Origin of the sequence: Pseudomonas sp. RA_15y_Pfl2_54 (assembly GCF_963971015.1) — a bacterium.
GTDB lineage: Bacteria > Pseudomonadota > Gammaproteobacteria > Pseudomonadales > Pseudomonadaceae > Aquipseudomonas > Aquipseudomonas baetica_A.
On sequence record NZ_CAXAPN010000006.1, the window covers coordinates 99,101 to 121,919 of the forward strand.

A 22,819-nucleotide genomic window follows, 5' to 3' on the forward strand; every position below is an offset into this window, starting at 1 on the left:
ATTCTGCTGGAGCCGGCCCTTGAAAGCCCTCGACGAACTGACCTTCGACAATCGCTTCGCCCGCCTGGGCGATGCGTTCTCAGCCCACGTGCTGCCTGAGCCGATCGACAATCCGCGTCTGGTCGTCGCCAGTGCCGCGGCCATGGCATTGCTGGACCTCGACCCGGCAACGGCTGAAACCGAGGAATTCGCCCAATTGTTTGGCGGCCACAAACTGTGGGCCGACGCTGAACCTCGGGCGATGATCTATTCCGGGCATCAGTTCGGCGGCTATACGCCGCAACTGGGCGATGGGCGCGGTTTGCTGTTGGGCGAGGTCTGCAACGCGGCGGGCGAACACTGGGACCTGCACCTCAAGGGCGCCGGGCAGACGCCGTTTTCGCGCATGGGCGATGGCCGTGCGGTACTGCGTTCGTCGATCCGTGAGTTCCTCGCTTCCGAAGCGCTGTACGCATTGAACATTCCTTCGTCGCGGGCAGCCTGCGTGATCGGTTCCGACACACCGGTCTGGCGCGAAAAGCAGGAGCGCGCGGCGATGGTGCTGCGTCTGGCGCCGAGCCACATCCGCTTTGGCCACTTCGAATATTTCTACTACACCAAGCGCCCCGAGCAGCAGAAGCAACTCGGCGAGCACGTACTGGCGATGCATTTCCCCGAATGCCTGGAACAACCGGAACCGTATCTGGCGATGTTCCGCGAAATCGTCGAGCGCAACGCCGAACTGATCGCCCAATGGCAGGCCTACGGCTTCTGCCACGGCGTGATGAACACCGACAACATGTCGATCCTTGGCATCACCTTCGACTTCGGCCCGTTCGCCTTCCTTGATGATTTCGACGCCAACTTCATCTGCAACCACTCCGACGATCAGGGCCGCTACTCGTTCAGCAATCAAGTGCCCGTCGGCCAGTGGAACCTCAGCGCACTGGCTCAGGCGCTGACGCCGTTCATCAGCGTCGAAGCCCTGCGCGAAACCCTGGGCCTGTACCTGCCGCTGTTTCAAGCGCATTACCTGGACCTGATGCGCCGTCGACTCGGTTTCACCACCGCTGAAGATGACGATCAATTGCTGCTGGAAAACCTGCTGCAACTGATGCAGAACAGCGGCGTCGATTACACGCTGTTCTTCCGCCATTTGGGTGAAACCTCACCGGAACAGGCCCTCGCCCGCTTGCGTGACGACTTCGTCGATATCAAGGGTTTCGATGCCTGGGGCGAGCGTTACGTGGCGCGGGTTGCCCGCGAAGGCACGCGTGATCAGGAACAGCGCCGGGCGCGGATGCACGCGGTGAATCCGCTGTACATCCTGCGCAATTATCTGGCGCAGAAAGCCATCGATGCGGCTGAGCAAGGGGATTACTCAGAGGTGCGCCGTTTGCATGCGGTGCTGAGCAAGCCGTTCGAGGAGCAGCCGGGGATGGAGAGTTATGCAGAGCGGCCGCCGGAGTGGGGCAAGCATTTGGAGATCAGTTGTTCTTCTTAAAGGGCTGGACTCCATCTTGATAAGCGATTCGTGCGTCTCCAGATAAGGCGTACGCATCGTAAACCTTCTCCGAGCCGAACATGACCAACCCACTCCTGATCCCCTGCCCCTCCTGCAACGGCCTTAACCGCATCCCCGCCGAGCGCCTCACCGACCAGCCGAAGTGCGGCCGCTGCAAATCCGCAGTGCTGTTGAGCAAACCGTTCGAACTCAAGCAAGGCGACTACGCCAGCCAGATCAAGGGCGATCTGCCGTTGTTGGTGGATGTGTGGGCCGACTGGTGCGGGCCGTGCAAGTCGTTTGCGCCGGTGTTCGAGCAGGCGGCGGCGCAGTTGGCGGGCAAGTGCCGGTTGGCCAAGCTTGATAGCGAGGCGAATCAGCAGTTGTCGGCGCAGTTGGGGATTCGCTCGATTCCGAGTCTGATTCTGTTCAGGAACGGCCGGGAAGTGGCGCGTCAGAGTGGCGCGTTTGCGCTGCCGCAGTTGATGAGCTGGCTGCGCAGCCAAGGGATCTGACACACCCCAACACCCCATGTGGGAGCGGGTTTGCTCGCGAAGGCGTCGGATCCGTCAACTAAAGTATTGAATGTGACGGCCCTTTCGCGAGCAAGCTCGCCCGCACCAGGGACTAAGTGTGTCTCAGAACCTCAGGCGTCTTCGAGCAGGTTGTGCAGTTCAACAAATTGCTGGGTCAGCTTGTGTCGCGGATCGAGGTGGATCAGCGGTGTGCTGGCCTGATGCGACTCGCGCATGCGCACCGAACTGCTCAGATACACCGGCAGCACCGGCAATCCTTCTGCGATCAGTTCATCAAGCATCTGCTGCGGCAGACTCGCCCGGGCCTGGAACTGATTGACCACGATGCCCTCGACTTCCAGCCCTTCGTTGTGGTCTTCCTTCAACTCCTGGATTTCCGCGAGCAAGCCGTACAGGGCCTGACGCGAGAAGCTGTCGCAATCGAAGGGAATCAGTACGCGATCTGCGGCAATCAGCGCCGATACCGCATAAAAATTCAGCGCCGGCGGCGTATCGAGGTAGATCCGGTCGTAATCTTCCGACAGCTCATCGAGCAACTTACGCAGTTTGTTGATCTTGTGTTTGGCTTCGAGCTTGGGCTGCAAGTCCGCGAGTTCGGCGGTCGCGGTGATGATGTGCAGGTTGTCGAACGGCGTTTCGTAGATATCCGCCTGATTCTTTTTCGAGAAGGGCCCCGAGGACAGGGTCTGCTTGAAGAAATCGGCAATACCCATCGGGATGTCGTTGCCAGTGAGCCCCGTCAGATACTGAGTGGAGTTGGCCTGGGCATCGAGATCCACCAACAGCGTGCGATAACCCTCGCTGGCGCTGACCGCCGCCAGATTGCAGGCAATGCTGGATTTGCCTACACCACCTTTCTGATTGAACACCACGCGCCGCATGACAAAACCTCCGTGTATCAAAGAATGACCGAGTGTAGATGCGGGCGACCGTGCTTCGCTACCTTCACCGACACGGACTACAAGGTCATACATCAATATCCGGCGACAGGCAGCGTAAAAACCGCCATCAAACACCAACATGTCCGACAGACAGACTGCATTCAATGTGAATAATGGCCAAGTGACAGTTTTGTCGCGAACCACTCGGTACATTTCATTGCACAAAATGTAACCAACATTTGCTACACACTCCTTGCACCGGGATAATGCGCGCCACCCGGCGCCAAGCGCCACGCCACCTCCAGCGCAGTCGGTTCATCTGCGCCGCGGCTTTGGCGACTCAAAATGCGTCAACAGAAGCCCGCAGGGGCGGGATGAGCGTCCGTGATCAACTTCAACATCGCCCAATGGCGCGCGTGGGCCCCGGGGCTCGACAGCGTGGACGCCTGGCAGGCCTGGAGCCGACAACCGGTCGAGCTCCAGAGCAGTGATGCCGCGCCCGATGTATCGTTCTTGCCGGCCATGCAGCGGCGCCGACTCAGTCGCCTCGCCCGAATGGCCTTCAGTGTTGGCTGGCCGCTGGCCGACGGACGGGAACACCTGCCACTGGTGTTCGTCTCCCGCCACGGCGAAACCCCGCGCACCTACGAAATTCTCAGTGATCTTGCCAAAGACGAACCGCTGTCACCGACCCAGTTCAGCCTGTCGGTGCACAACGCGATCATCGGCCTGTGGTCGATCATGCGTGGCGAAACCAGCGAAATGACGGCCCTCGCCGCTGCGGGCGACGGCCTCGAACACGGCATGCTTGAAGCCGCCGCTCTGCTGAACGAAGGCGCCCCGGCGGTGTTGCTGGTGATCACCGAAGAACAGCCGCCCGAAGCCTATTGGCAGTGGATCGACGATGTGCCGTTTCCGTACGCACTCGGTCTGTTGCTGACCCCCGGTACCGACTGGCGGCTGAGCCTGAACAGCACCTCGCAAGCACTGTCCAAAGCACAATGGCCCCACGCACTGAGTCTGTTGCGCACCCTGCTCGGCCAGCAACCCCTTTGCCAGCATGCCTGGAAAAATCGTCTATGGACCTGGCAACGCAACCCATGACCGAGAAAAAACGTGACGCCTATTACTGGCGCCTGCTCGCCACCGCCGCCAGTTTCGCGCTGTTCGGTCTCGGTGGACTGTGCCTGCGCGTACTGGTGTTTCCGCTGCTCGCCTGCCTGCCCGGCGATGCCTTGGCCCACCGCCAGCGTGCGAGGCAGACCGTCAGTCGGCTGTTCTGGTTTTTCGTACGGTTCATGACCCGCTCCGGCGTGCTGACCTACGACATTCAAGGTGCCGAACGTTTGGGCCGACCGGGGCAAATGATCATCGCCAACCACCCGTCGCTGATCGATGTGGTGTTTCTCATCGGCCTCGTGCGTCAAGCCAATTGCGTGGTGAAGAAAAGCCTGTGGGAAAACCCCTTCACCCGGGGTCCGCTGCGCAGCACCGAATACATCAGCAACGACGGCAGCATGGACATGCTCGATGCCGCCGCCGAGTCTCTGCAAAACGGCCAGACCCTGATCATTTTCCCCGAAGGCACGCGCACTCAACCGGGACAGGCACCCGCCTTTCATCGGGGCGCCGCAGCCATTGCCCTGCGGGGTGCGAAGATCCTAACGCCGGTGATCATCACCGTCAGCCCGACCACTTTGACCAAAGCCGAACCCTGGTATCGGATCCCCAGTCGCCGTGTGCACTTCAGTTTTCGTGTCGGCGCCGATATAGACCCACAGACATTCGCAGCGCAAGGGCCTGCACCGCAGGCCTCACGCAAGCTCAACGATTATTTGCACTCTTACTTTATTAAGGAGCTCGCCCAAGATGAGCGATCTGCATCGGGACATTAAAGAGCTGATCATCGACGCCCTCGGCCTCGAAGACATCAGCGTTGAAGACATTGACGACGATCAGACACTGTTCGGCGAAGGCCTGGGCCTGGACTCCGTCGACGCACTGGAACTGGGCCTGGCGATCCAGAAAAAATACGGCATCAAGATCGATGCTGATGCCAAAGACACCCGTAACCATTTCTCCAACGTGGCGAGCCTTGCGGCATTCGTCACGGCAAAACAGGCAGCTTGAGACCGGACCATGCAAACTCGTGATGACATTTTCAACACCCTGCGCGATGCCCTGGTCGAGCTGTTCGAACTGGACCCGGCCCGTGTGAGCCTGGACTCCAACCTGTATCAGGATCTGGAAATCGACAGCATCGATGCGGTCGATCTGATCGATCACATCAAACGCCAGACCGGCAAGAAAATCGCCGCTGAAGAGTTCAAATCGGTGCGTACCGTGGGTGACGTGGTCGAGGCGGTCTACCGTCTGGTTCAACCGGCCGCATGAGCCGATTGATCGGCCTCGGCCTGTTACTGGCCGGCCTGCTGTACCCCTTTGCGGTGTATTTCGGCATGGAGCACTTCGCCCCGTGGCAGTTCGGACTGCTGCTGGGCAGCCTGTGGCTGGCGCGGGCTCTGACCGGCGAGCGCAAGCCAGGCAGCCTGTGGATGGCCAGCGTGGCCATCGTGTTCTGCCTGCTGCTGGCGGTGTTCGACAGCCCAATGCTGCTGCGCTGGTACCCCGTGCTGATCAGCGGTTTCATGCTGGTGCTGTTCAGCCTGAGCCTGAAATTCGGCCCACCGATGGTCGAACGGCTGGCGCGGCTGCGTGAACCGCAGTTGCCCGCCAACGCGATTCGCTACACCCGCAAGGTCACCGTAGCGTGGAGCATCTTTTTCTTCTGCAACGGTTTGTGCGCCGCCCTCCTCACCCTGTGGGCGCCGCTGAATTGGTGGATGTTGTACACCGGCCTGATTTCCTACGGATTGATCGGCCTGATGTTTGCCATTGAATGGCTGATACGACAACGGGTAAGAGGCCGTACATGAACTGGATAAAACTTGAGCAGTTATTGCTCAAGGCGCTGCCGACGCGGGCGATCAGCCACGCACCTGCACTCGATCACGCGCAACTGCGCGAGCAAGCGCTACGCGTTGCCGCCGGCCTGCAAGCTCAGGGTGTACGGCGCTTGGCCGTGCATCTGGAAGACGCCGCCGATCTGGCCATCGCCCTGTTAGGCGCCTGGCGCGCAGGTGTCCAAGTGTTGCTGCCCTCGGATCTGCAAGCGCAGACCCGTCAGCGCTGGTCAGATGAAGTCGACCTGTGGCTGACCGATCAAAGCGGTGACAGCCATTTAGGGGACTTCGATCAGCCGCCATTGCCCGGCGCGGAACTGGATCTGGATGAGTGCCGCTTGAGCCTGTGTACTTCCGGTTCCAGCGGCGAGCCCAAGCGCATCGACAAATCCCTGCGCCAACTGGCCAATGAAGTCCACGCGCTGGAGCAGCTCTGGGGGGCGGATCTCGGTGAAGCCTGCATCATCGGCAGTGTCGCGACTCAGCACATCTACGGTTTGCTGTTCCGTGTGCTCTGGCCGCTGTGCGCCGGTCGAACGTTCGTGCGCAAGCAACTGGCCTTCTCCGAAGATTTGCAACGCGCCAGCCGCGAGCACTCGACCTTTGCCTGGGTCGCCAGCCCGGCGCTGCTCAAGCGCATGGGTGACAACCTCGACTGGCCGGCCCTGAGCGCAGTGCGCCGGGTATTTTCCTCCGGTGGCGCGCTGCCGGCAGAAGCTGCACAGAGCCTGCATCAACGCCTGCAACAGTGGCCGACGGAAATCCTCGGCAGCTCCGAAACCGGTGGCATCGCCTGGCGTCAGGGCGCAACGCTGTGGCAACCCTTCGCCGACGTCGAACTGACTCAGGACAACGACGGCGCACTGCTGATTGCCTCACCCTATCTGCCCGCCGGGCATGTCGAACACACCGCCGACGCTGCGCGCATCGGCGCCGATGGTCGTTTCGAACTGCTCGGGCGACTGGACCGGATCGTCAAACTGGAAGAAAAACGCATCTCGCTGCCAATGCTCGAGCACGCCCTGATCGCCCATGATTGGGTCGCGGAAGCGCGTCTGGGTGTGGTGCAGGAAAACCGTGCGTCGTTGGGCGCCTTGCTGGTGCTCAGCGAGTCGGGCCTGTTTGCCCTGCGTGAACATGGCCGCCGCAGCCTCACCGAAGCCCTGCGCAAGCACCTCAGCGAGCATTGCGAAGCCCTCGCGCTGCCGCGTCGCTGGCGTCTGCTGCGTCAATTACCGCTGAACAGCCAAGGCAAGCTGCCGCAGGCCGATGTCGAAGCGCTACTGCTGGCGCCCCGGCCGAAAGCCCCCGATGTGCTGGATCAGCTTGAAACCGACGGTGAATGGAGCCTGCAACTCAGTGTTCCACCGGACCTGGCCTATTTCAGCGGCCACTTCCCCAAAGCCCCGGTGTTGCCGGGCGTGGTGCAAGTGGAATGGGCGCTGAACCTCGGCCGCCAACGGCTGAACCTGCGCGGTACGTTTGCCGGCATGGAAGTGTTGAAGTTTCAGCAACTGGTGCGCCCTGGCGATGAAATTCAACTGCACCTGCGCTTCGATCCCGAACGCAACAAGCTGTATTTCGCCTATCGCAACGACACCGCCACCTGCTCCAGCGGCCGGATCTTGCTGGAGACCGCTCATGCATAACCCTTGCGCTGTGATCCCGGTCTACAACCACGAAACCGCGATCACCACCGTGGTCGACGCCCTGCTCGCCCAAGGCCTGCCGTGCATTCTGGTGGACGACGCCAGCACGCAATCCTGCGCGCGCGTACTTGAGGGGCTGGCCGAACGCGACAACGTTTTTCTGGTGCGCCTGACCGCCAATCAGGGCAAGGGCGGCGCGGTGATGACCGGCCTGCGCGAAGCCGCAAGACTGGGTTTCAGCCATGCACTGCAGGTCGATGCCGACGGTCAGCATGACTTGCACGACGTCGCTCGTTTCGTCGAAGAATCCCGAGCGCATCCACACGCGATGATCTGCGGCTATCCGCTGTTCGATGAGAGCGTGCCCAAGGGCCGTTTGTATGCCCGTTACCTGACCCACGTGATGGTGTGGATCAACACGCTGTCGCTGCAGATCCGCGATTCGATGTGCGGTTTTCGGGTGTACCCGCTGGCCTCGACGCTGGCGTTGATCAACTCGGCGAAAGTCGGCAAACGCATGGATTTCGACTCGGACATTCTGGTGCGCCTGTCGTGGCGCAATCAGCCGATGCGCTGGCTGCAAACCAGCGTGCATTACCCGTTGGATGGCGTCTCGCACTTCCGTCTGTTCCACGACAACGCACTGATTTCCAGCATGCACACCCGGTTGTTCTTCGGCATGTTGCTGCGCTTTCCGCTGATCCTCTGGCGGCGGTGGCGCGCATGAATACCGAGACCGACAAAAAACACTGGGCCGACCGCGAGGAACGCGGCAGTTTCCTGTTGATGAAATTCACCGCGCTCGCCGCCAAAGTCCTTGGACGTCGGCTGCTGAGCCCATTGCTGTACGGCATCGTCCTGTACTTTTTCCTGTTTGGGCGAGTCGCGCGGCGCAGTGCCTGGCAATACCAGCAACGCCTGGCCGACTGGAGCCAGCGCGAAGACTTGCAGCCGAACCATTGGCGGGTGTTCGGCCAGTTCATGGCCTTCGCCGATTCGATGCTCGACAAGCTCGACGTGTGGAACGGCAAACTCAAAATCGAGCAGATCGAAATCATCGACCCGGCGCTGCTGCGCAATCAGTTGCGCGGCAGTCGCGGGCAACTGCTGGTCGGCGCGCACCTGGGCAATCTCGAAGTGTGCCGCGCACTGGCGGAGATCGGCGAAAAAGTCACCATGAATGTGCTGGTACACACCAAGCACGCCGAGCAGTTCAACCGTTTGCTCGGCGAGGCCGGGGCGACCAATCTGCGCCTGATTCAGGTCAGCGAACTCGACCCGGTGATCATGCTGCAACTGCACGAACGCCTGGAGCGTGGCGAGTGGCTGGCGATTGCCGGCGACCGCGTGCCTTTGCACGGTGGGCGCAGCGTGACCGTCGATTTCCTTGGCCACCCGGCGCCGTTCCCGCAGGGGCCATGGCTGCTGGCCGGTCTGCTCAAATGCCCGGTCAACCTGCTGATGTGCCTCAAGCAACCCGACGGCCACTACCGCCTGACCCTCGAACCGTTCGCCGACGCCGTAGTGTGGAAGCGCAGCGAGCGCGAGCAGGTCATTCATCAATGGGCGACCCGCTATGCGCAGCGCCTGAGTCACTATTGCCTCGAAGCGCCGCAACAATGGTTCAACTTTTACCCTTTCTGGAAGACCGATGACGACGCCAACCCATGAGCCGGTAACCTTCGGCGAACGCCCTTTGCGCATCGAAGACGTGCTGGCCCTGGCCAACCGTCAGGCGCCCGTGCAGTTGCAGAGCGACGCGGTTTACCGTGAACGCATCGCCAAAGGCGCACGGTTCCTCGATTCGCTGCTGGACAAGGAAGGCGTGATCTACGGCGTAACCACCGGTTACGGCGATTCCTGCGTGGTCGCGGTGCCGCTGCATCACGTCGAAGCGTTGCCGCGTCATCTCTACACCTTCCACGGTTGCGGCCTCGGCAAACTGCTCGACGCCCAGGCCACCCGCGCAGTGCTGGCGGCGCGTTTGCAGTCGCTGTGCCACGGTGTTTCCGGGGTGCGGATTGAACTGCTGGAGCGTCTGCACGCCTTCCTCGAATACGACATCCTGCCGCTGATCCCCGAAGAGGGTTCCGTCGGCGCCAGCGGCGACCTGACGCCGCTGTCCTACGTCGCGGCAACGCTGTCCGGCGAGCGCGAAGTGATGTTTCGTGGCGAGCGCCGTCAGGCTGCCGATGTGCATCGCGAACTCGGCTGGACGCCGCTGGTGTTGCGCCCCAAAGAAGCGCTGGCATTGATGAACGGCACCGCTGTGATGACAGGCCTCGCCTGCCTGGCCTACGCCCGCGCCGATTACCTGCTGCAACTGGCCACGCGCATCACCGCGCTCAACGTGGTGGCGCTGCAAGGCAATCCGGAACACTTCGACGAACGCCTGTTCGCCGCCAAGCCGCATCCGGGGCAAATGCAGGTCGCCGCGTGGCTGCGCAAGGATCTGGCCATCGACGCGCCGACTGCGCCGCTGCATCGCTTGCAGGATCGCTATTCGCTGCGCTGCGCCCCGCACGTGCTCGGCGTACTGGCCGACAGCCTGAACTGGCTGCGTTCGTTCATCGAGACCGAACTCAACAGCGCCAACGACAACCCGATCATCGACGCCGAAGCCGAACGTGTCTTGCACGGTGGGCACTTCTACGGCGGGCACATTGCGTTCGCCATGGACAGCCTGAAAAACCTCGTGGCCAACGTGGCCGACCTGCTCGACCGTCAACTGGCGTTGCTGGTGGACGAGCGTTACAACCACGGTTTGCCGAGCAACCTGTCCGGCGCTCCGGCTGATCGGGCGATGCTCAACCATGGCTTCAAGGCTGTGCAGATCGGCACCAGCGCCTGGACCGCCGAAGCGTTGAAAAACACCATGCCGGCCAGCGTCTTCTCGCGCTCCACCGAGTGCCACAACCAGGACAAGGTGAGCATGGGCACCATCGCTGCCCGCGACGCGATCCGCGTGCTGGAACTGACCGAACAGGTTGCCGCCGCCACGCTGCTGGCCGCGAACCAAGGCGTGTGGCTGCGAGGTCAGGCCGCAGACGCTCGGCCACTGCCACCCGCACTGGCCGCGATGCACGAGGAACTTGCCCATGACTTCCCGCCGGTCATCGAAGACCGTGCACTGGAAGGCGAACTGCGCCTGTGCCTGCAACGCATCGCCGCGCAACACTGGAGGTTGCATGCGTAGTGCCGGAGTGCTTCACGCCGATACGGAAATCCTCGTACCGTTCTTTGACGTCGATACCCTGCACGTGGTCTGGCACGGCCATTACGTCAAATACCTCGAAGTGGCGCGTTGCGCGCTGCTGGACAAGATCGGCCACAACTACACACACATGGTCGAGTCCGGTTACGCCTGGCCGATCATCGACCTGCAACTGCGCTATGTGCGTGGCGCGGTGTTCGGCCAGAAGCTGAACGTGCGCGCCAGTCTGGTCGAGTGGGAAAACCGTCTGAAGATCAACTACCTGATCACCGATCTGCAAACCGGCGAACGCCTGACTCGCGCCAGCTCGGTGCAGGTCGCGGTCGAGGTCTGCAGTCGCGAGATGCAACTGGCCTCGCCGAAAGTCTTCACCGATGCCGTGGAAAGGATGCTGCGATGAACCTGTTTCTTAGAAGTCTCGGCGCGCTGGCGCTGCTGGCCGTGTCGACGTTGGCCAACGCCTTCGACCTGCAACAGCTCAGCGAACAACTGGCCAAACCGGACGTAATCCACGGCCAGTTCATTCAGGAAAAACATCTGCGCGCCCTGCCTCAGCCGCTGGTCAGCAAGGGCCGTTTCGTCCTCGCCAAAAACCTTGGCCTGCTCTGGCGACTGAAGACCCCGCTGCAGCAGGACTACCGCATCAGCGCCAAAGGCATTGCCCGGCGTGACGCCAGTGGCTGGCAATGGCTGCCGAACAAGAGCGCCGGGGCCGAACAGAACCGTTTGTTCCTCGCTGTATTGCAAGGTGATAGCAGTGGTCTGCAACGGGATTTCGAACTGGCCCTGAGCGGCGATGCGCAGAAGTGGACACTGACCCTGACCCCGCGCTCGTTATTGCTCAAGCAAGTGTTCAACCAGATCAACATCAACGGCGGCGCACTGGTGCAAACCATCGAACTGCTGGAAACCCAGGGCGACAGCACCGTACTGCGCATGCAGGACAGCACCGCCGACCAACCGCTGAGCGACGCGGAGCAACATGACTTTGCCGAGTGAACGCAAGCTGCCGTGGCTGTTTCTGATCCTGCTGCTGGCGGTGATTGCACTGGCCGGTTGGCAGTGGCGCGACGGTGCGCCGTTGTCGGCCAACCTGATGGAACTGGTGCCGGGCACAAACCCGGACGCCCTCCAATTGCGCGCCGAACAACGCATGCAGGAACCGCTCAACCGCGAAATGCTGGTGCTGGTCGGCCACACTGATCGTCAGAAGGCGTTGGCCATGGCCCAGACCCTGGGCGAGCAGTGGCAAGCCAGCGGACTGTTTGAAACCGTGCAGTGGAACCTGCAAGCAGACCTGCCGGCCCTGCGCAAACAACTGCTGGACGGTCGGCTGGCGATGCTCTCGGCGGATGATCGGCAATTGCTGAGTGAACATCCCGACGCCTTCATCCAGCAACGGGTGCAGGCGCTGTACGACCCCTTTACCGGCTTCAGTCTGGTCCCCAGTCAGGATGACTGGCTGGGCCTGACCGGGCGCATCCAGAACAGCCAGCCCAAGCACGGCGCAGTGCAACTGGACATCGGCAGCGGTGCATTGGTCGCTGATGCCGACGGCAAGAACTGGGTCATGCTGCGCGCGCGCACCACCGGCAACGCCTTCGACATGAACCTGCCGCTGCAAGTCGCCGCCCTGCTGCAAAACAGCCGCGAGCAAGCGGCTGAATCAGGTGTGCAACTGCTGGCCGCCAGCGGTCTGCTGTACGCGGCCAATGGTCAACAGCAAGCCACTCGCGAGATGACCTGGGTCGGCGGCGGTGCCACCCTCGGTATTCTGTTGCTGCTATTGCTCGCCTTCCGCCGATGGCAGGTGTTGCTGGCATTTATGCCGGTGCTGGTCGGCATGTTGTTTGGTGCGGTGACGTGTGTGGCGCTGTTCGGCCACATGCATGTGATGACCCTGGTATTGGGCTCCAGCCTGATTGGCGTGGCGGTGGATTACCCGCTGCACTACCTGTCCAAGAGCTGGAGTTTCAAGCCCTGGCGCAGTTGGCCGGCCTTGCGTCTGACCCTGCCCGGGCTGACATTGAGCCTGATCACCAGCGTCATCGGTTATCTGGCACTGGCGTGGACGCCCTTCCCGGCGCTGACGCAAATTGCCGTGTTCTCCGCCGCCGGATTGCTCGGTGCCTACCTCTCGGCGGTGTGCCTGCTGCCGGCGCTGTTGCGCAATGTCGAACTGCGCCCGGCACAATGGCCACTGCATCTGGCCGAGCGTCTGGTGAATCTGCGAGAACGACTGCTTGAACACATCTGCACACCGGTGCTGTTGGCACTGCTGATCGCCTTCTGCATCGGCGGCCTGGTGCAACTGCAAAGCAAAAACGACATCCGCCAATGGGTCGGCACGCCACAACGCCTGACCGATGAAGCGCAGACCATTGCACGCATCACCGGCTATCAACCGACCAGCCAGTTCTTCCTGATTCGCGCCGCCAATCAGCAGCAATTGCTCGAACGTCAGGCCGCACTGAGCGGGCGCCTGCAACAACTGGTCAACCTCGACAAGCTGCAAGGTTATCTGGCGCTCGATCAACTGGTCAGCCCGCCAGGTCAGCAGCAGACAGTGCGTGATGCGTTGAGCCAACTGGCGCAGCACTGGCAACCACTGCTCGACCTCGGCGTGCCCCTCGCCGCGCTGCAAAACGAGCTGCAACAGCTACAAAATCTACCCGCCAAGGACATCGACGCCGCGCTGGCCGGCCCGCTTGGCGAACCCTATCGCACGCTGTGGCTGGGCCCAACCGAGCACGGCGTTGCGGCAATGACCAGCCTGCAAGGCCTGAACAACCCGGCGCTGTTGCGGGTGCAGACGCAAGACCTGCCGGGCGTTGTCCTGGTGGATCGTCTCGGCAAGCTCAATGATGTTTTCGCCGCGACCCAGATCAGCGCCGCCGAACTGAAACTCGCCTCCTGCGTGTTGATCGTGCTGGTGCTGATCGTGCCGTTCGGTTTAGGCGGCGCATTGCGCATCGTGGCCCTGCCATTGCTCGCGGCGCTGTGCAGCCTGGCCAGCCTTGGCTGGCTCGGCCAGCCGCTGACCCTGTTCAGTCTGTTCGGCTTGTTGCTGGTCACGGCCATCAGCGTCGATTACGCGATCCTCATGCGTGAGCAGGTTGGCGGCGCGGCGGTCAGCCTGCTCGGCACGTTGCTGGCCGCCGTGACGACGTGGCTGTCGTTCGGTCTGCTGGCGGTGTCGAGTACACCGGCGGTGAGCAACTTCGGTCTGTCAGTGAGCCTCGGACTGGCCTTCAGCTTCATTCTTGCCCCTTGGGCCGGGCGTCATGTCCACACGCCCCTGAATACCACCGCCATCGCGCCCGAGAGTTCACATGCCCATCATTGAAACGCAGCGTCGCCAGGTCGTCATCATCGGCGCTGGCCCCTCCGGCGCCATCGCCGCCGCGCTGCTCAAGCGCAAGGGCCACGATGTGCTGGTGATCGAGCGCCAGCACTTCCCACGCTTTTCCATCGGTGAAAGCCTGCTCAGTCATTGCCTGGATTTCGTCGAAGAGGCTGGCATGCTCGACGCCGTCAACGCCGCTGGCTTCCAGCGCAAGACCGGCGCGGCGTTTGCCTGGGGCGAGCGCTACAGCGCGTTCGATTTCAGCGACACCTTCACCGACGGCAAACCGACGACATTCCAGGTGCAACGCGCCGATTTCGACAAACTGCTGGCCGACCAAGCGGCGCTGCAAGGTGCTGAAATCCGCTATGGCGATGCCATCGTCGGCGTCGATTTCGACCGGGCGAAACCGCAGCTCGATGTGCGCCGCGAAGACGGCAGTGAGTACCGCCTCGAGGCGGATTTCGTGCTCGATGCCAGTGGTTACGGGCGCGTGCTGTCACGTTTGCTCGATCTCGAAGCGCCGTCGAATTTTCCGGTGCGCCAAGCGGTGTTCACCCACGTCGAAGATCACATCGACCACCCGGCCTTCGACCGCGAAAAAATTCTCGTCACCACCCACCCGCAACATCGCGATATCTGGTTCTGGACGATCCCGTTCAGCCACGGCCGCTGCTCGGTGGGCGTGGTCGCCGCCGCAGAACATTTCGCGGGTCGCGATGCTGATCTCGATGCCTGCCTGCGCGGTTTCATCGCCGAAACCCCAAGCCTCGCCCGTGTGCTGAACAACGCGGTGTGGGACACCCCGGCGCGAACCCTCGGCGGTTACGCGGCCAACGTCAAAACCCTGCACGGGCCGGGCTTCGCGTTGCTCGGCAACGCCGCGGAATTTCTCGACCCGGTGTTCTCCTCGGGCGTGACCATCGCCATGCGTTCGGCGAGCATGGCCGCCGCCGTGCTGCACCGTCAGTTGCAAGGCGAAACCGTCGATTGGCAGCGCGAGTTCGCCGAGCCGCTCAAACGTGGCGTCGACACCTTCCGCTGCTACGTCGAGGGCTGGTACGCCGGCACCTTTCAGGACGTGATTTTCTATGAAGACAGTCAGGCGGAGATTCGCCGGATGATCTGCTCGATCCTCGCCGGCTACGCCTGGGATGAGCGCAACCCGTTCGTCAGCGAAGCGCGCCGCCGGTTGAAGATGATTTCCGAACTTTGTGCAAAGGACGCCCCATGAGTTACCTGAGCGACAACTATGTCGAAGAAACCCGCTTCGGTTTCTGGTTCCTGCGCAGCCACACCTGGCAGCACCATGTGTTACGTGTAGCGATCAACGATCTACGCAGCCTGTTCAGCGAAACGCTGCCCGCGAACCCGGTGCTGCTGGACGCCGGCTGCGGCCAGGGCAAGTCGTTCCGCCACCTGAGCCAGACCTTCGCCCCGCAACGTTTGATCGGTATCGATGCCGATCCGCACAGCCTTCAATTGAGCGGTGAAGAAGCGGCGCGGCAGGGTTTGGACGTCGAGTTGATCGGCAGTGATTGCGCAACCCTCAACGTGCCGGATGCCAGCGTTGATCTGCTGTTCTGTCACCAGACGTTCCATCACCTGGTCGAACAGGAAAAAGCCCTGGCCGAGTTCTATCGCGTGCTCAAACCGGGTGGCTATCTGCTGTTCGCCGAGTCAACCGAGGCCTACATTGATACGTGGGTGATTCGTTGGCTGTTCCGCCATCCGATGCATGTGCAGAAGAGTGCAGCGCAGTATCTGCAGATGATTCGTGAACAAGGTTTCGAGTTTGGCGAGCGCAATGTTTCGTACCCGTATTTGTGGTGGAGCCGCTCGAAAGATTTTGGCTTGCTGGAACGGTTTGGATTGCGCAAGCCCAAGCCGTTTGGCCAGCGGGAGGAAACGTTGGTGAACGTTGTCGCCCGAAAACCATTAGCAGGGGCTTGCTGATGCAACACCTGACCTGTGGGAGCGGGCTTGCTCGCGAAAGCGGTGGATCAGCTTGCATTGATGCCGGATGTGCCGACGCCTTCGCGAGCAAGCCCGCTCCCACAGGGGTTGTGGTGTGGCTGGTATTGTTGGTAACGGCCCTGTTGAGTGGTTGCGCCAGCCAGGCGCCACTGCCGGCGGGCAACCCTGCTTTGCCACTGCCCCTGCAATTGCACATCGAGCAACTCCAGGGCGATCAGCGTCAGGACTGGCTCTTGGTGATCCAGCGCGAGGGCCCCGGCATTCGCTGGTCGATGATGGACCCGCTGGGCATTCCTCAGGCGCGCCAGCAATTGATCGACGGTCATTGGCAGCCCGATGGTCTGCTGCCGCCCAACCCGCAGGCCCGGGAGCTGTTCGCCGCGCTGTTGTTTGCCCTGACCCCGTCCGGCGAACTGCTACGCAATTACCCCGCCGCGCTGCAGCACGACGGGCAACGTTCCCTGGCGCCGCGCTGGAACATTCGTTATTCACAACCGTTGAGCTTCGATGTGAACCTGCCTCAAGGCCCGCACTATCGCGTGTCTCCACTCGGTGAACCGACGCCATGACTGCCTACCTGAATGCCCTAGGCGTGATCTGCGCCCTGGGTCGCGACAAGCAAGAAGTGGCCCGCAAGCTGTTTGCCGGCGATTGCTCGGGCATGTGCAGTGAATCCGGCTGGGTGCCCGAGCGTGTGTTGCCGGTAGCGGCGGTACACGGTGAACTGGCGCCGATTCCCGCAGCGCTTCATGACCAGAGCAGCCGCAACAATCAACTGTTGCTGGAAGCCGCGCTGCAGATCCGCGAAGACATCGATCAGGCGATCCAGACCTTTGGCCGCGAGCGCATCGGCGTGGTGCTCGGCACCAGCACCTCGGGCATCGACGAGGCCAGTCGTGGCCTGGCGCACTTCATTCGCGAGCAGCAGTTCCCGGTCGAGTATGACTATCGGCAACAGGAACTCGGCGCCCCGGCCAACTTCCTCGCCGACTGGCTGCAATTGAGCGGCCCGGCTTATGTGATTTCGACCGCCTGCACCTCCAGCGCCCGCGCCTTGATGAGCGCACAGCGCCTGCTTGATCTGGGCCTGTGCGACGCGGTGCTGTGCGGCGGTGTCGACAGCCTGTGCAAACTGACCCTCAACGGTTTCTCGTCGCTGGAAGCCATGTCCGACGAGCGCTGCAATCCGTTCTCGGCCAACCGCAACGGCATCAACATCGGTGAAGCAGCGGTGCTGTTCGTCATGAGCAAGCAACGGGGCGACGGCCCGGCCATCGCCTTGCTCGGGGCGGGTGCCAGCTCTGACGCGCATCACATTTCCGCCCCGGAACCGAGCGGCCGCGGTGCACTGCAAGCGATGCACAAAGCCTTGAGTCGCGCCCACCTGCAAGCCGCGCAGATCAACTATCTGAACCTGCACGGCACCGCGACCCAACACAACGACGCCATGGAAAGCCTGGCCGTCGCCACGCTGTTTCCCGACGGCGTGGCGTGCTCATCGACCAAACCGATGACCGGTCACACCCTTGGTGCGGCCGGTGCGCTGGAAGCCGCTTTCTGCTGGCTGAGCCTGAGTGCCGACAATCACCAGCACGCACTACCACCGCACGTCTGGGATGGCCAGGCCGATCCCGCGCTGCCGCCGCTCAAATGGGTGACTGCGAACGCACGCCTGACGTCCATTGCACCGCGCTACCTGATGAGCAACTCGTTTGCCTTCGGGGGCAACAACGTCAGCCTGATTATCGGAGACGCCCCATGACCGACTGGCCGCTCGCCGAATTACTGCCGCACGCCGGCGACATGATCCTGATCGACCAAATCATCAGCTTCGATGAAGAGCAGATTTACACCCGGCTCACGGTCAAACCTGACAGCCTGTTCAGCCTGCCCGACGGTAGCCTGCCCGCGTGGGTGGGCATCGAACTGATGGCGCAAAGCGTCGCTGCCTTCGCCGGTTGCCATGCACGATTGAAAGGCAATCCGGTGGAACTGGGCTTCCTGCTCGGCACGCGCAAGTTCGAGTGCAACGTCGCCGCGTTCGCCGCTGGCAGCGAGTTGACCGTTCACGGCATCCGCTCGCTGGAAGACGACAACGGCATGGGCGTGTTCGAATGCCATATCAACGCTGACGGCATCCACGCCAGCGCCCGGCTGAATGTATTCCGCCCACCTGCGGCGGCTGATTATCTTGAACAGAAAAAGGCGTCGAACGATGACTGAATCCGTACTGGTCACCGGCTCCAGCCGTGGCATCGGCCGCGCCATTGCGTTGCGCCTGGCGCAAGCCGGGCACGACATCGTCCTGCATTGCCGCAGCGGCGTTGCCGAGGCGCAAGCGGTACAGGCTGAAATCGAAGCGCTGGGCCGCCACGCGCGCATCCTGCAATTCGATGTAGCCGATCGCGAAGCCTGCAAAAGCATTCTTGAAGCCGATGTCGAAACCCATGGCGCGTATTACGGCGTCGTGCTCAACGCCGGCCTGACTCGCGACGGCGCTTTCCCCGCGCTGAGCGACGACGATTGGGACGTGGTACTGCGCACCAACCTCGACGGTTTCTATAACGTCCTGCACCCGGTGATGATGCCGATGATCCGCCGCCGAGCCGCTGGTCGCATTGTTTGCATCACGTCAGTGTCGGGCTTGATCGGCAACCGTGGCCAGGTCAACTACAGCGCCTCCAAGGCTGGCGTGATCGGTGCGGCGAAAGCGTTGGCGATTGAACTGGGCAAGCGCAAAATCACCGTTAACTGCGTCGCGCCGGGCCTGATCGACACGGCGATGCTCGACGAAAACGTGCCGGTGGAAGAACTGATGAAAATGATCCCCGCGCAACGCATGGGCACCCCTGAAGAGGTGGCCGGTGCGGTGAATTTCCTGATGTCGGCGGAAGCCTCGTACATCACCCGCCAGGTCCTGGCGGTCAACGGAGGCTTGTGCTGATGAAGCGCGTCGTCGTCACCGGCATGGCCGGCATCACCTCGCTGGGCAGCGACTGGGACACCATCGCCGGCAACTTCGCGGCCAACCGCAGCGGTATTCGGCGGATGGACGAGTGGGATCGCTTCAGCGAACTCAACACGCGTCTGGCCGGGCCTATCGATGATTTTGTCGTCCCGGCGCACTGGACCCGCAAGCAACTGCGCAGCATGGGCCGGGTGTCGCGTCTGGCTGTCGGTGCAGCGGAACAAGCCCTCGCCGATGCCGGTTTGCTCGGCGACGCATCGATCAGGGACGGGCGCATGGGCGTGGCTTGCGGCTCGTCCACCGGCAGCACCGACGAGATCAAGGCGTTCGGCAACATGCTCCTCAACTCGGTGGCCGAGGGCCTCAACGCCAACTCCTACGTGCGCATGATGCCGCACACCACCGCCGCCAATATCAGCATCTTCTTCGGCCTCACCGGGCGCCTGATCCCGACATCCAGCGCCTGCACCAGCGGCAGTCAGGGCATCGGTTATGCCTACGAGGCGATCAAGTTCGGCCGCTTGCCGCTGATGCTCGCTGGCGGTGCCGAAGAACTCTGCCCGACCGAAGCCATGGTCTTCGACGCGCTCTACGCCACCAGCCTGAAAAACGATGCGCCACAAACCAGCCCTCGCCCCTACGACAAGGGCCGCGATGGTCTGGTGATAGGTGAAGGCGGCGGCATGCTGGTCCTTGAAGAGCTGGAACATGCTCTGGCGCGCGGCGCGCATATCCATGCCGAAATCGTCGGTTTCGGCAGCAACGCCGACGGCCAGCACACCACACGCCCGGAACAAGTGACCATGCGCCGTGCCATGGAATTGGCGCTGGAAGACGCCGGCCTGACGCCGCAGGCCATCGGTTATGTAAATGGCCACGGCACCGCTACAGAACAGGGCGACATTGCCGAAACACTGGCGACCAGCAGCTTGTTCGGCGAACGCATGCCGATCAGCTCGCAGAAGAGTTTCCTCGGCCACACGCTCGGCGCCTGCGGCGCGCTGGAGTCGTGGTTCAGCATCGAGATGATGAATCGCGATCTGTACGTGCACACGTTCAACCTCGACGAGGTCGATCCGCACTGCGGCAAACTCGATTACCTGCGCGGCGAATTCCGCCCGATGCATCACGACTACGTGATGAACAACAATTTCGCTTTTGGTGGTGTCAACACCTCGTTGATTTTCCGCCGCTGGCACTGACCGCAACACGTTTGGAGTGAAGGGAATGACTCAGTTTCACCGCATCGCCGCCCTGCTGGCCCTGGCCTTTGTGCTCGGCGGTTGCACCAGCAAACCGGTTTACAACGCCAAGGAAGAGTTCTCGCCCAACCTCGGTTTCACCCAGCAACAGATGAGCCGCGCCATCGTCACTGCGCTGAACGACCGCCAGTGGGTCGTGCAATCGGTGCGTCCGGGCATGATCAAAGCGGCGATCACCGTACGCGGTCGTCATCACGCCGAAGTCGACATTCCGTTCACCCCGACTTCGTTCGAAATCGACTACCGCAGCAGCTACGGCCTCGATGCCAAGGACGGCAAGATCCACGGCAACTACAACCGCTGGGTCAACCGCCTGCGCGACAACGTGCTCAAAGAGCTGTCGATCAACCCGGACATCGAAGCCGTCAACAACCTCGGCATCATCAAACAAGGCGCTGACGAGCCGACTTACCTGAGCTTCCGTGAAGGCGTCAAACGCGCCACCGACGCCGGCCTGCTCGACGGCAGCGTGAAGTTCTACCTGGCTGGCGAAACGCTGCCCAAGCAAGTGCGCAAACTCGACACCGTGAGCAGCAGTCGCAAGACCAACGGCTCGAACAAGTCCGACGAAGACGCCTGCTTCTGGGCCCTGCAATCGGCGCTGGCGACCCTGCAGAACGCCGCGAAAAAAGCTGACGCCAACGCCGTGATCAACATCGCCAGCGTCGACCAGCGCGACCTGTACAAAGACACCGAAAAATTCCAGTGCCGTGCCGGGCTGGTGGTGTCGAGCGTGGCGTTGCGCGGAGATTTGGCGCACGTGGATTGATGGGATTGCAGAAACGACAAAGGGCGCCAATTCAGACTGTGTGAAAACCTAGCAATCTGTGCGGCACTCAAAGAAAATGCTCCGTATCGAAAGATACGGAGCATTTTTCGTTATGGCCTACATCCAAGGAGAGTCCCGCAGCCAGACCAGCGTGTTCCCGGCCTCGCTGGAGGAACTGATCCCCGAGGATCACCTCGTTCGTGTGATCGACCTCTACGTCGCCAAGCTGGATCTGGTGCAACTGGGCTTTGACAAAGCGTTGCCCAAAGGCACCGGGCGCCCCTCTTATGATCCTGCCGATCAGCTAAAACTCTATCTCTACGGCTATTTCCAACGGATTCGCTCCTCACGCCGACTTGAGGTCGAGTGTCAGCGCAACATCGAAGTGATGTGGTTGATCAACCGGCTTAAACCCGACTTCAAGACCATCGCCGACTTTCGCAAAAACAACAAACCGGCCTTTGTGGCGACGTGCCGGGCCTTCGTCCAGTTCTGCCGAACCGCCGGCCTGATAGCCGGTGAGCTGGTGGCCATTGATGGCAGCAAGTTTCAGGCGCTTGCTTCCTCGCGGCGTCATATGAGTTTGAAGCGGCTCAAGCACCAGGAGCAGGCGCTGGATAAACGCATTGCCCAATATCTGGCTGAGCTGGATGAGGCGGCTAAAACAGAAGCCAATGAGCTGGTTGATCGCAGTGCGGTCAAGACGGCTTTGGCGCAACTGGAAGTCAGGCACTCCAATAACCTGACGTGCCAGGCCCTGATGGAATCAATGGAGCTTGAGCAATTCAATACCCACGAAAGCGATGCCCGAATGATGCGAACGCATAAAGGGCCGCGGGTCGCGTACAACGTGCAAACCGCCGTGGACGCTGAGCATTGCCTGATCCTGCATCATGAAGTCACGCAGGACAGTGATGATCGCAAGCAACTTGAGCCTATGGCCAAGGCCGCCAAGGAACACTTGCAGCAAGATGAGTTGACGGTGGCTGCCGATGCAGGCTACTCGAATGGCAAGCAGTTCCAGGCCTGCGAGGATGAGAGCATCACGGTTTATGTACCACCCAATCGGTCAGGCAACTCCAGCGGCAAGGAAAAGGAGTTCTTTGACCGAACAGTGTTTACCTACGATGCGTCGCAGGATCGATATCAATGTCCCGCCGGAAAATGGCTGACACTCAAGCAAACCAGTAAGGGCGATCGTATCTACCAGGCGGCGATCAGCGACTGCACCGCTTGTCCGCTGAAAGCGCAATGTACTGAGGCCCGGCGCCGATATGTCTCACGCCATGCTCACGAAGAGGCGTTCGAACGCATGGAGCGGCGAATGCAGGCACACCCCGAAATGATGGTCAGCCGAAGATCCATTGTGGAGCATCCCTTCGGCAACCTAAAACAGTGGTTGTTTGGCAACGCTCGCTTTTTGCTGCGACAGCTCGAGGGGGCGAGAGCCGAAATGGCCTTGGCGGTGAACGCCTATAACCTGAAAAGAGCGATTAACGTGCTCGGCGCACGTCAGTTGATGGCGTTGATGGGCTGAAACGCCCTTTTTCGTCTGCCGTCCGCACAAAAGCAAACGCCCCGAACAAGTCGGGGCGTTTGCTTGAAACCACCATCAGTGTGTTTTCACACAGTCTGAATTGGCGCCCTTTTGTTTTACCGGGAGCCATTTCACAACCAATTGACGTAGAACAAAAAGTTCTGAACCTAGGGCCATCCATTCCAAAACTCTCTATTAACCTGTCACTTATGACAGGTGGCACGAAAAGTAAAT

General features: G+C 61.4%; 24 protein-coding genes. 23 read left to right on the forward strand and 1 reads right to left on the reverse strand.

The genetic code is table 11. The annotated features are described in order from the left end of the window. Positions 1-19: 19 nt before the first annotated feature. Positions 20-1,483, forward strand: a complete 1,464-nt coding sequence (gene selO, locus AACY50_RS06305) for a protein adenylyltransferase SelO (RefSeq protein ID WP_339465376.1) — start codon at positions 20-22, stop codon at positions 1,481-1,483. Positions 1,484-1,563: 80 nt separating this feature from the next. Further along, positions 1,564-1,998, forward strand: a complete 435-nt coding sequence (gene trxC / locus AACY50_RS06310) for a thioredoxin TrxC (protein ID WP_339538305.1) — start codon at positions 1,564-1,566, stop codon at positions 1,996-1,998. A gap of 131 nt (positions 1,999-2,129) precedes the next feature. Here the strand turns inward: trxC and AACY50_RS06315 are convergent, their stop codons facing one another. After that, a complete protein-coding gene (locus AACY50_RS06315) occupies positions 2,130-2,900 on the reverse strand; it encodes a ParA family protein (RefSeq protein ID WP_339432243.1) in 771 nt (256 codons plus the stop codon). A 384-nt stretch (positions 2,901-3,284) separates the two neighbouring features. On the opposite strand from AACY50_RS06315, the gene AACY50_RS06320 reads away from it, so the two are divergent. The 21 genes from AACY50_RS06320 to AACY50_RS06420 all read left to right on the forward strand — a co-directional run bounded on the left by AACY50_RS06320 (position 3,285) and on the right by AACY50_RS06420 (position 22,585). After that, positions 3,285-4,004 carry a beta-ketoacyl synthase chain length factor gene (locus AACY50_RS06320; RefSeq protein ID WP_339465379.1) on the forward strand — a complete coding sequence of 240 codons (720 nt, stop codon included), beginning with the start codon at positions 3,285-3,287 and terminating at the stop codon, positions 4,002-4,004. After that, complete coding sequence (locus tag AACY50_RS06325) at positions 3,980-4,795, forward strand: lysophospholipid acyltransferase family protein (protein WP_339432241.1); 816 nt, start codon at positions 3,980-3,982, stop codon at positions 4,793-4,795. Before AACY50_RS06320 ends, AACY50_RS06325 begins: the two co-directional genes overlap by 25 nt. Continuing rightward, a complete protein-coding gene (locus tag AACY50_RS06330; RefSeq protein WP_339432240.1) occupies positions 4,770-5,030 on the forward strand; it encodes a phosphopantetheine-binding protein in 261 nt (86 codons plus the stop codon). Before AACY50_RS06325 ends, AACY50_RS06330 begins: the two co-directional genes overlap by 26 nt. Before the next feature lie 9 nt (positions 5,031-5,039). After that, positions 5,040-5,294 carry an acyl carrier protein gene (locus AACY50_RS06335; RefSeq protein ID WP_064388843.1) on the forward strand — a complete coding sequence of 85 codons (255 nt, stop codon included), beginning with the start codon at positions 5,040-5,042 and terminating at the stop codon, positions 5,292-5,294. Further along, entirely contained in the window at positions 5,291-5,836 is a 546-nt protein-coding gene (locus tag AACY50_RS06340; RefSeq protein ID WP_339432239.1) for a hypothetical protein, read from the forward strand. Before AACY50_RS06335 ends, AACY50_RS06340 begins: the two co-directional genes overlap by 4 nt. Continuing rightward, positions 5,833-7,512, forward strand: coding sequence for an AMP-binding protein (locus AACY50_RS06345; protein ID WP_339432238.1), 1,680 nt, complete (start codon positions 5,833-5,835; stop codon positions 7,510-7,512). The genes AACY50_RS06340 and AACY50_RS06345 overlap by 4 nt, the downstream gene beginning before the upstream one ends. Further along, positions 7,505-8,239 carry a glycosyltransferase family 2 protein gene (locus tag AACY50_RS06350; protein WP_339432237.1) on the forward strand — a complete coding sequence of 245 codons (735 nt, stop codon included), beginning with the start codon at positions 7,505-7,507 and terminating at the stop codon, positions 8,237-8,239. The genes AACY50_RS06345 and AACY50_RS06350 overlap by 8 nt, the downstream gene beginning before the upstream one ends. After that, the gene (locus tag AACY50_RS06355) at positions 8,236-9,183 is read left to right on the forward strand and encodes an LpxL/LpxP family acyltransferase (RefSeq protein ID WP_339432236.1); all 948 of its coding nucleotides are present in this window, start codon (positions 8,236-8,238) and stop codon (positions 9,181-9,183) included. The genes AACY50_RS06350 and AACY50_RS06355 overlap by 4 nt, the downstream gene beginning before the upstream one ends. Then, a complete protein-coding gene (locus AACY50_RS06360) occupies positions 9,164-10,708 on the forward strand; it encodes an HAL/PAL/TAL family ammonia-lyase (RefSeq protein ID WP_339432235.1) in 1,545 nt (514 codons plus the stop codon). The genes AACY50_RS06355 and AACY50_RS06360 overlap by 20 nt, the downstream gene beginning before the upstream one ends. Next, the gene (locus AACY50_RS06365; protein WP_339432234.1) at positions 10,701-11,126 is read left to right on the forward strand and encodes an acyl-CoA thioesterase; all 426 of its coding nucleotides are present in this window, start codon (positions 10,701-10,703) and stop codon (positions 11,124-11,126) included. The genes AACY50_RS06360 and AACY50_RS06365 overlap by 8 nt, the downstream gene beginning before the upstream one ends. After that, positions 11,123-11,725 carry an outer membrane lipoprotein carrier protein LolA gene (locus tag AACY50_RS06370; RefSeq protein WP_221731285.1) on the forward strand — a complete coding sequence of 201 codons (603 nt, stop codon included), beginning with the start codon at positions 11,123-11,125 and terminating at the stop codon, positions 11,723-11,725. Before AACY50_RS06365 ends, AACY50_RS06370 begins: the two co-directional genes overlap by 4 nt. Continuing rightward, complete coding sequence (locus AACY50_RS06375; protein WP_339432232.1) at positions 11,709-14,072, forward strand: MMPL family transporter; 2,364 nt, start codon at positions 11,709-11,711, stop codon at positions 14,070-14,072. Before AACY50_RS06370 ends, AACY50_RS06375 begins: the two co-directional genes overlap by 17 nt. Beyond that, positions 14,059-15,306: an NAD(P)/FAD-dependent oxidoreductase gene (locus AACY50_RS06380; protein ID WP_339495057.1), complete on the forward strand. Its 1,248-nt coding sequence runs from the start codon at positions 14,059-14,061 to the stop codon at positions 15,304-15,306. Before AACY50_RS06375 ends, AACY50_RS06380 begins: the two co-directional genes overlap by 14 nt. Continuing rightward, positions 15,303-16,028 (forward strand): class I SAM-dependent methyltransferase, encoded by a 726-nt coding sequence (locus AACY50_RS06385; protein ID WP_339432230.1) that lies wholly within the window; start codon positions 15,303-15,305, stop codon positions 16,026-16,028. Before AACY50_RS06380 ends, AACY50_RS06385 begins: the two co-directional genes overlap by 4 nt. Continuing rightward, positions 16,028-16,618 (forward strand): hypothetical protein, encoded by a 591-nt coding sequence (locus AACY50_RS06390; RefSeq protein WP_339538306.1) that lies wholly within the window; start codon positions 16,028-16,030, stop codon positions 16,616-16,618. Before AACY50_RS06385 ends, AACY50_RS06390 begins: the two co-directional genes overlap by 1 nt. After that, complete coding sequence (locus AACY50_RS06395; protein ID WP_339538307.1) at positions 16,615-17,811, forward strand: beta-ketoacyl-[acyl-carrier-protein] synthase family protein; 1,197 nt, start codon at positions 16,615-16,617, stop codon at positions 17,809-17,811. Before AACY50_RS06390 ends, AACY50_RS06395 begins: the two co-directional genes overlap by 4 nt. After that, the gene (locus tag AACY50_RS06400; protein ID WP_339432227.1) at positions 17,808-18,272 is read left to right on the forward strand and encodes a hotdog family protein; all 465 of its coding nucleotides are present in this window, start codon (positions 17,808-17,810) and stop codon (positions 18,270-18,272) included. Before AACY50_RS06395 ends, AACY50_RS06400 begins: the two co-directional genes overlap by 4 nt. Then, the gene (gene fabG / locus AACY50_RS06405) at positions 18,265-18,993 is read left to right on the forward strand and encodes a 3-oxoacyl-ACP reductase FabG (RefSeq protein WP_221731292.1); all 729 of its coding nucleotides are present in this window, start codon (positions 18,265-18,267) and stop codon (positions 18,991-18,993) included. The genes AACY50_RS06400 and fabG overlap by 8 nt, the downstream gene beginning before the upstream one ends. Further along, a complete protein-coding gene (locus AACY50_RS06410; RefSeq protein WP_339538308.1) occupies positions 18,993-20,219 on the forward strand; it encodes a beta-ketoacyl-ACP synthase in 1,227 nt (408 codons plus the stop codon). Before fabG ends, AACY50_RS06410 begins: the two co-directional genes overlap by 1 nt. A 25-nt stretch (positions 20,220-20,244) precedes the next feature. Continuing rightward, entirely contained in the window at positions 20,245-21,048 is an 804-nt protein-coding gene (locus AACY50_RS06415) for a hypothetical protein (RefSeq protein WP_038360091.1), read from the forward strand. Between the two features lie 112 nt (positions 21,049-21,160). After that, entirely contained in the window at positions 21,161-22,585 is a 1,425-nt protein-coding gene (locus AACY50_RS06420) for an IS1182 family transposase (protein WP_339538310.1), read from the forward strand. Positions 22,586-22,819: the final 234 nt, after the last annotated feature.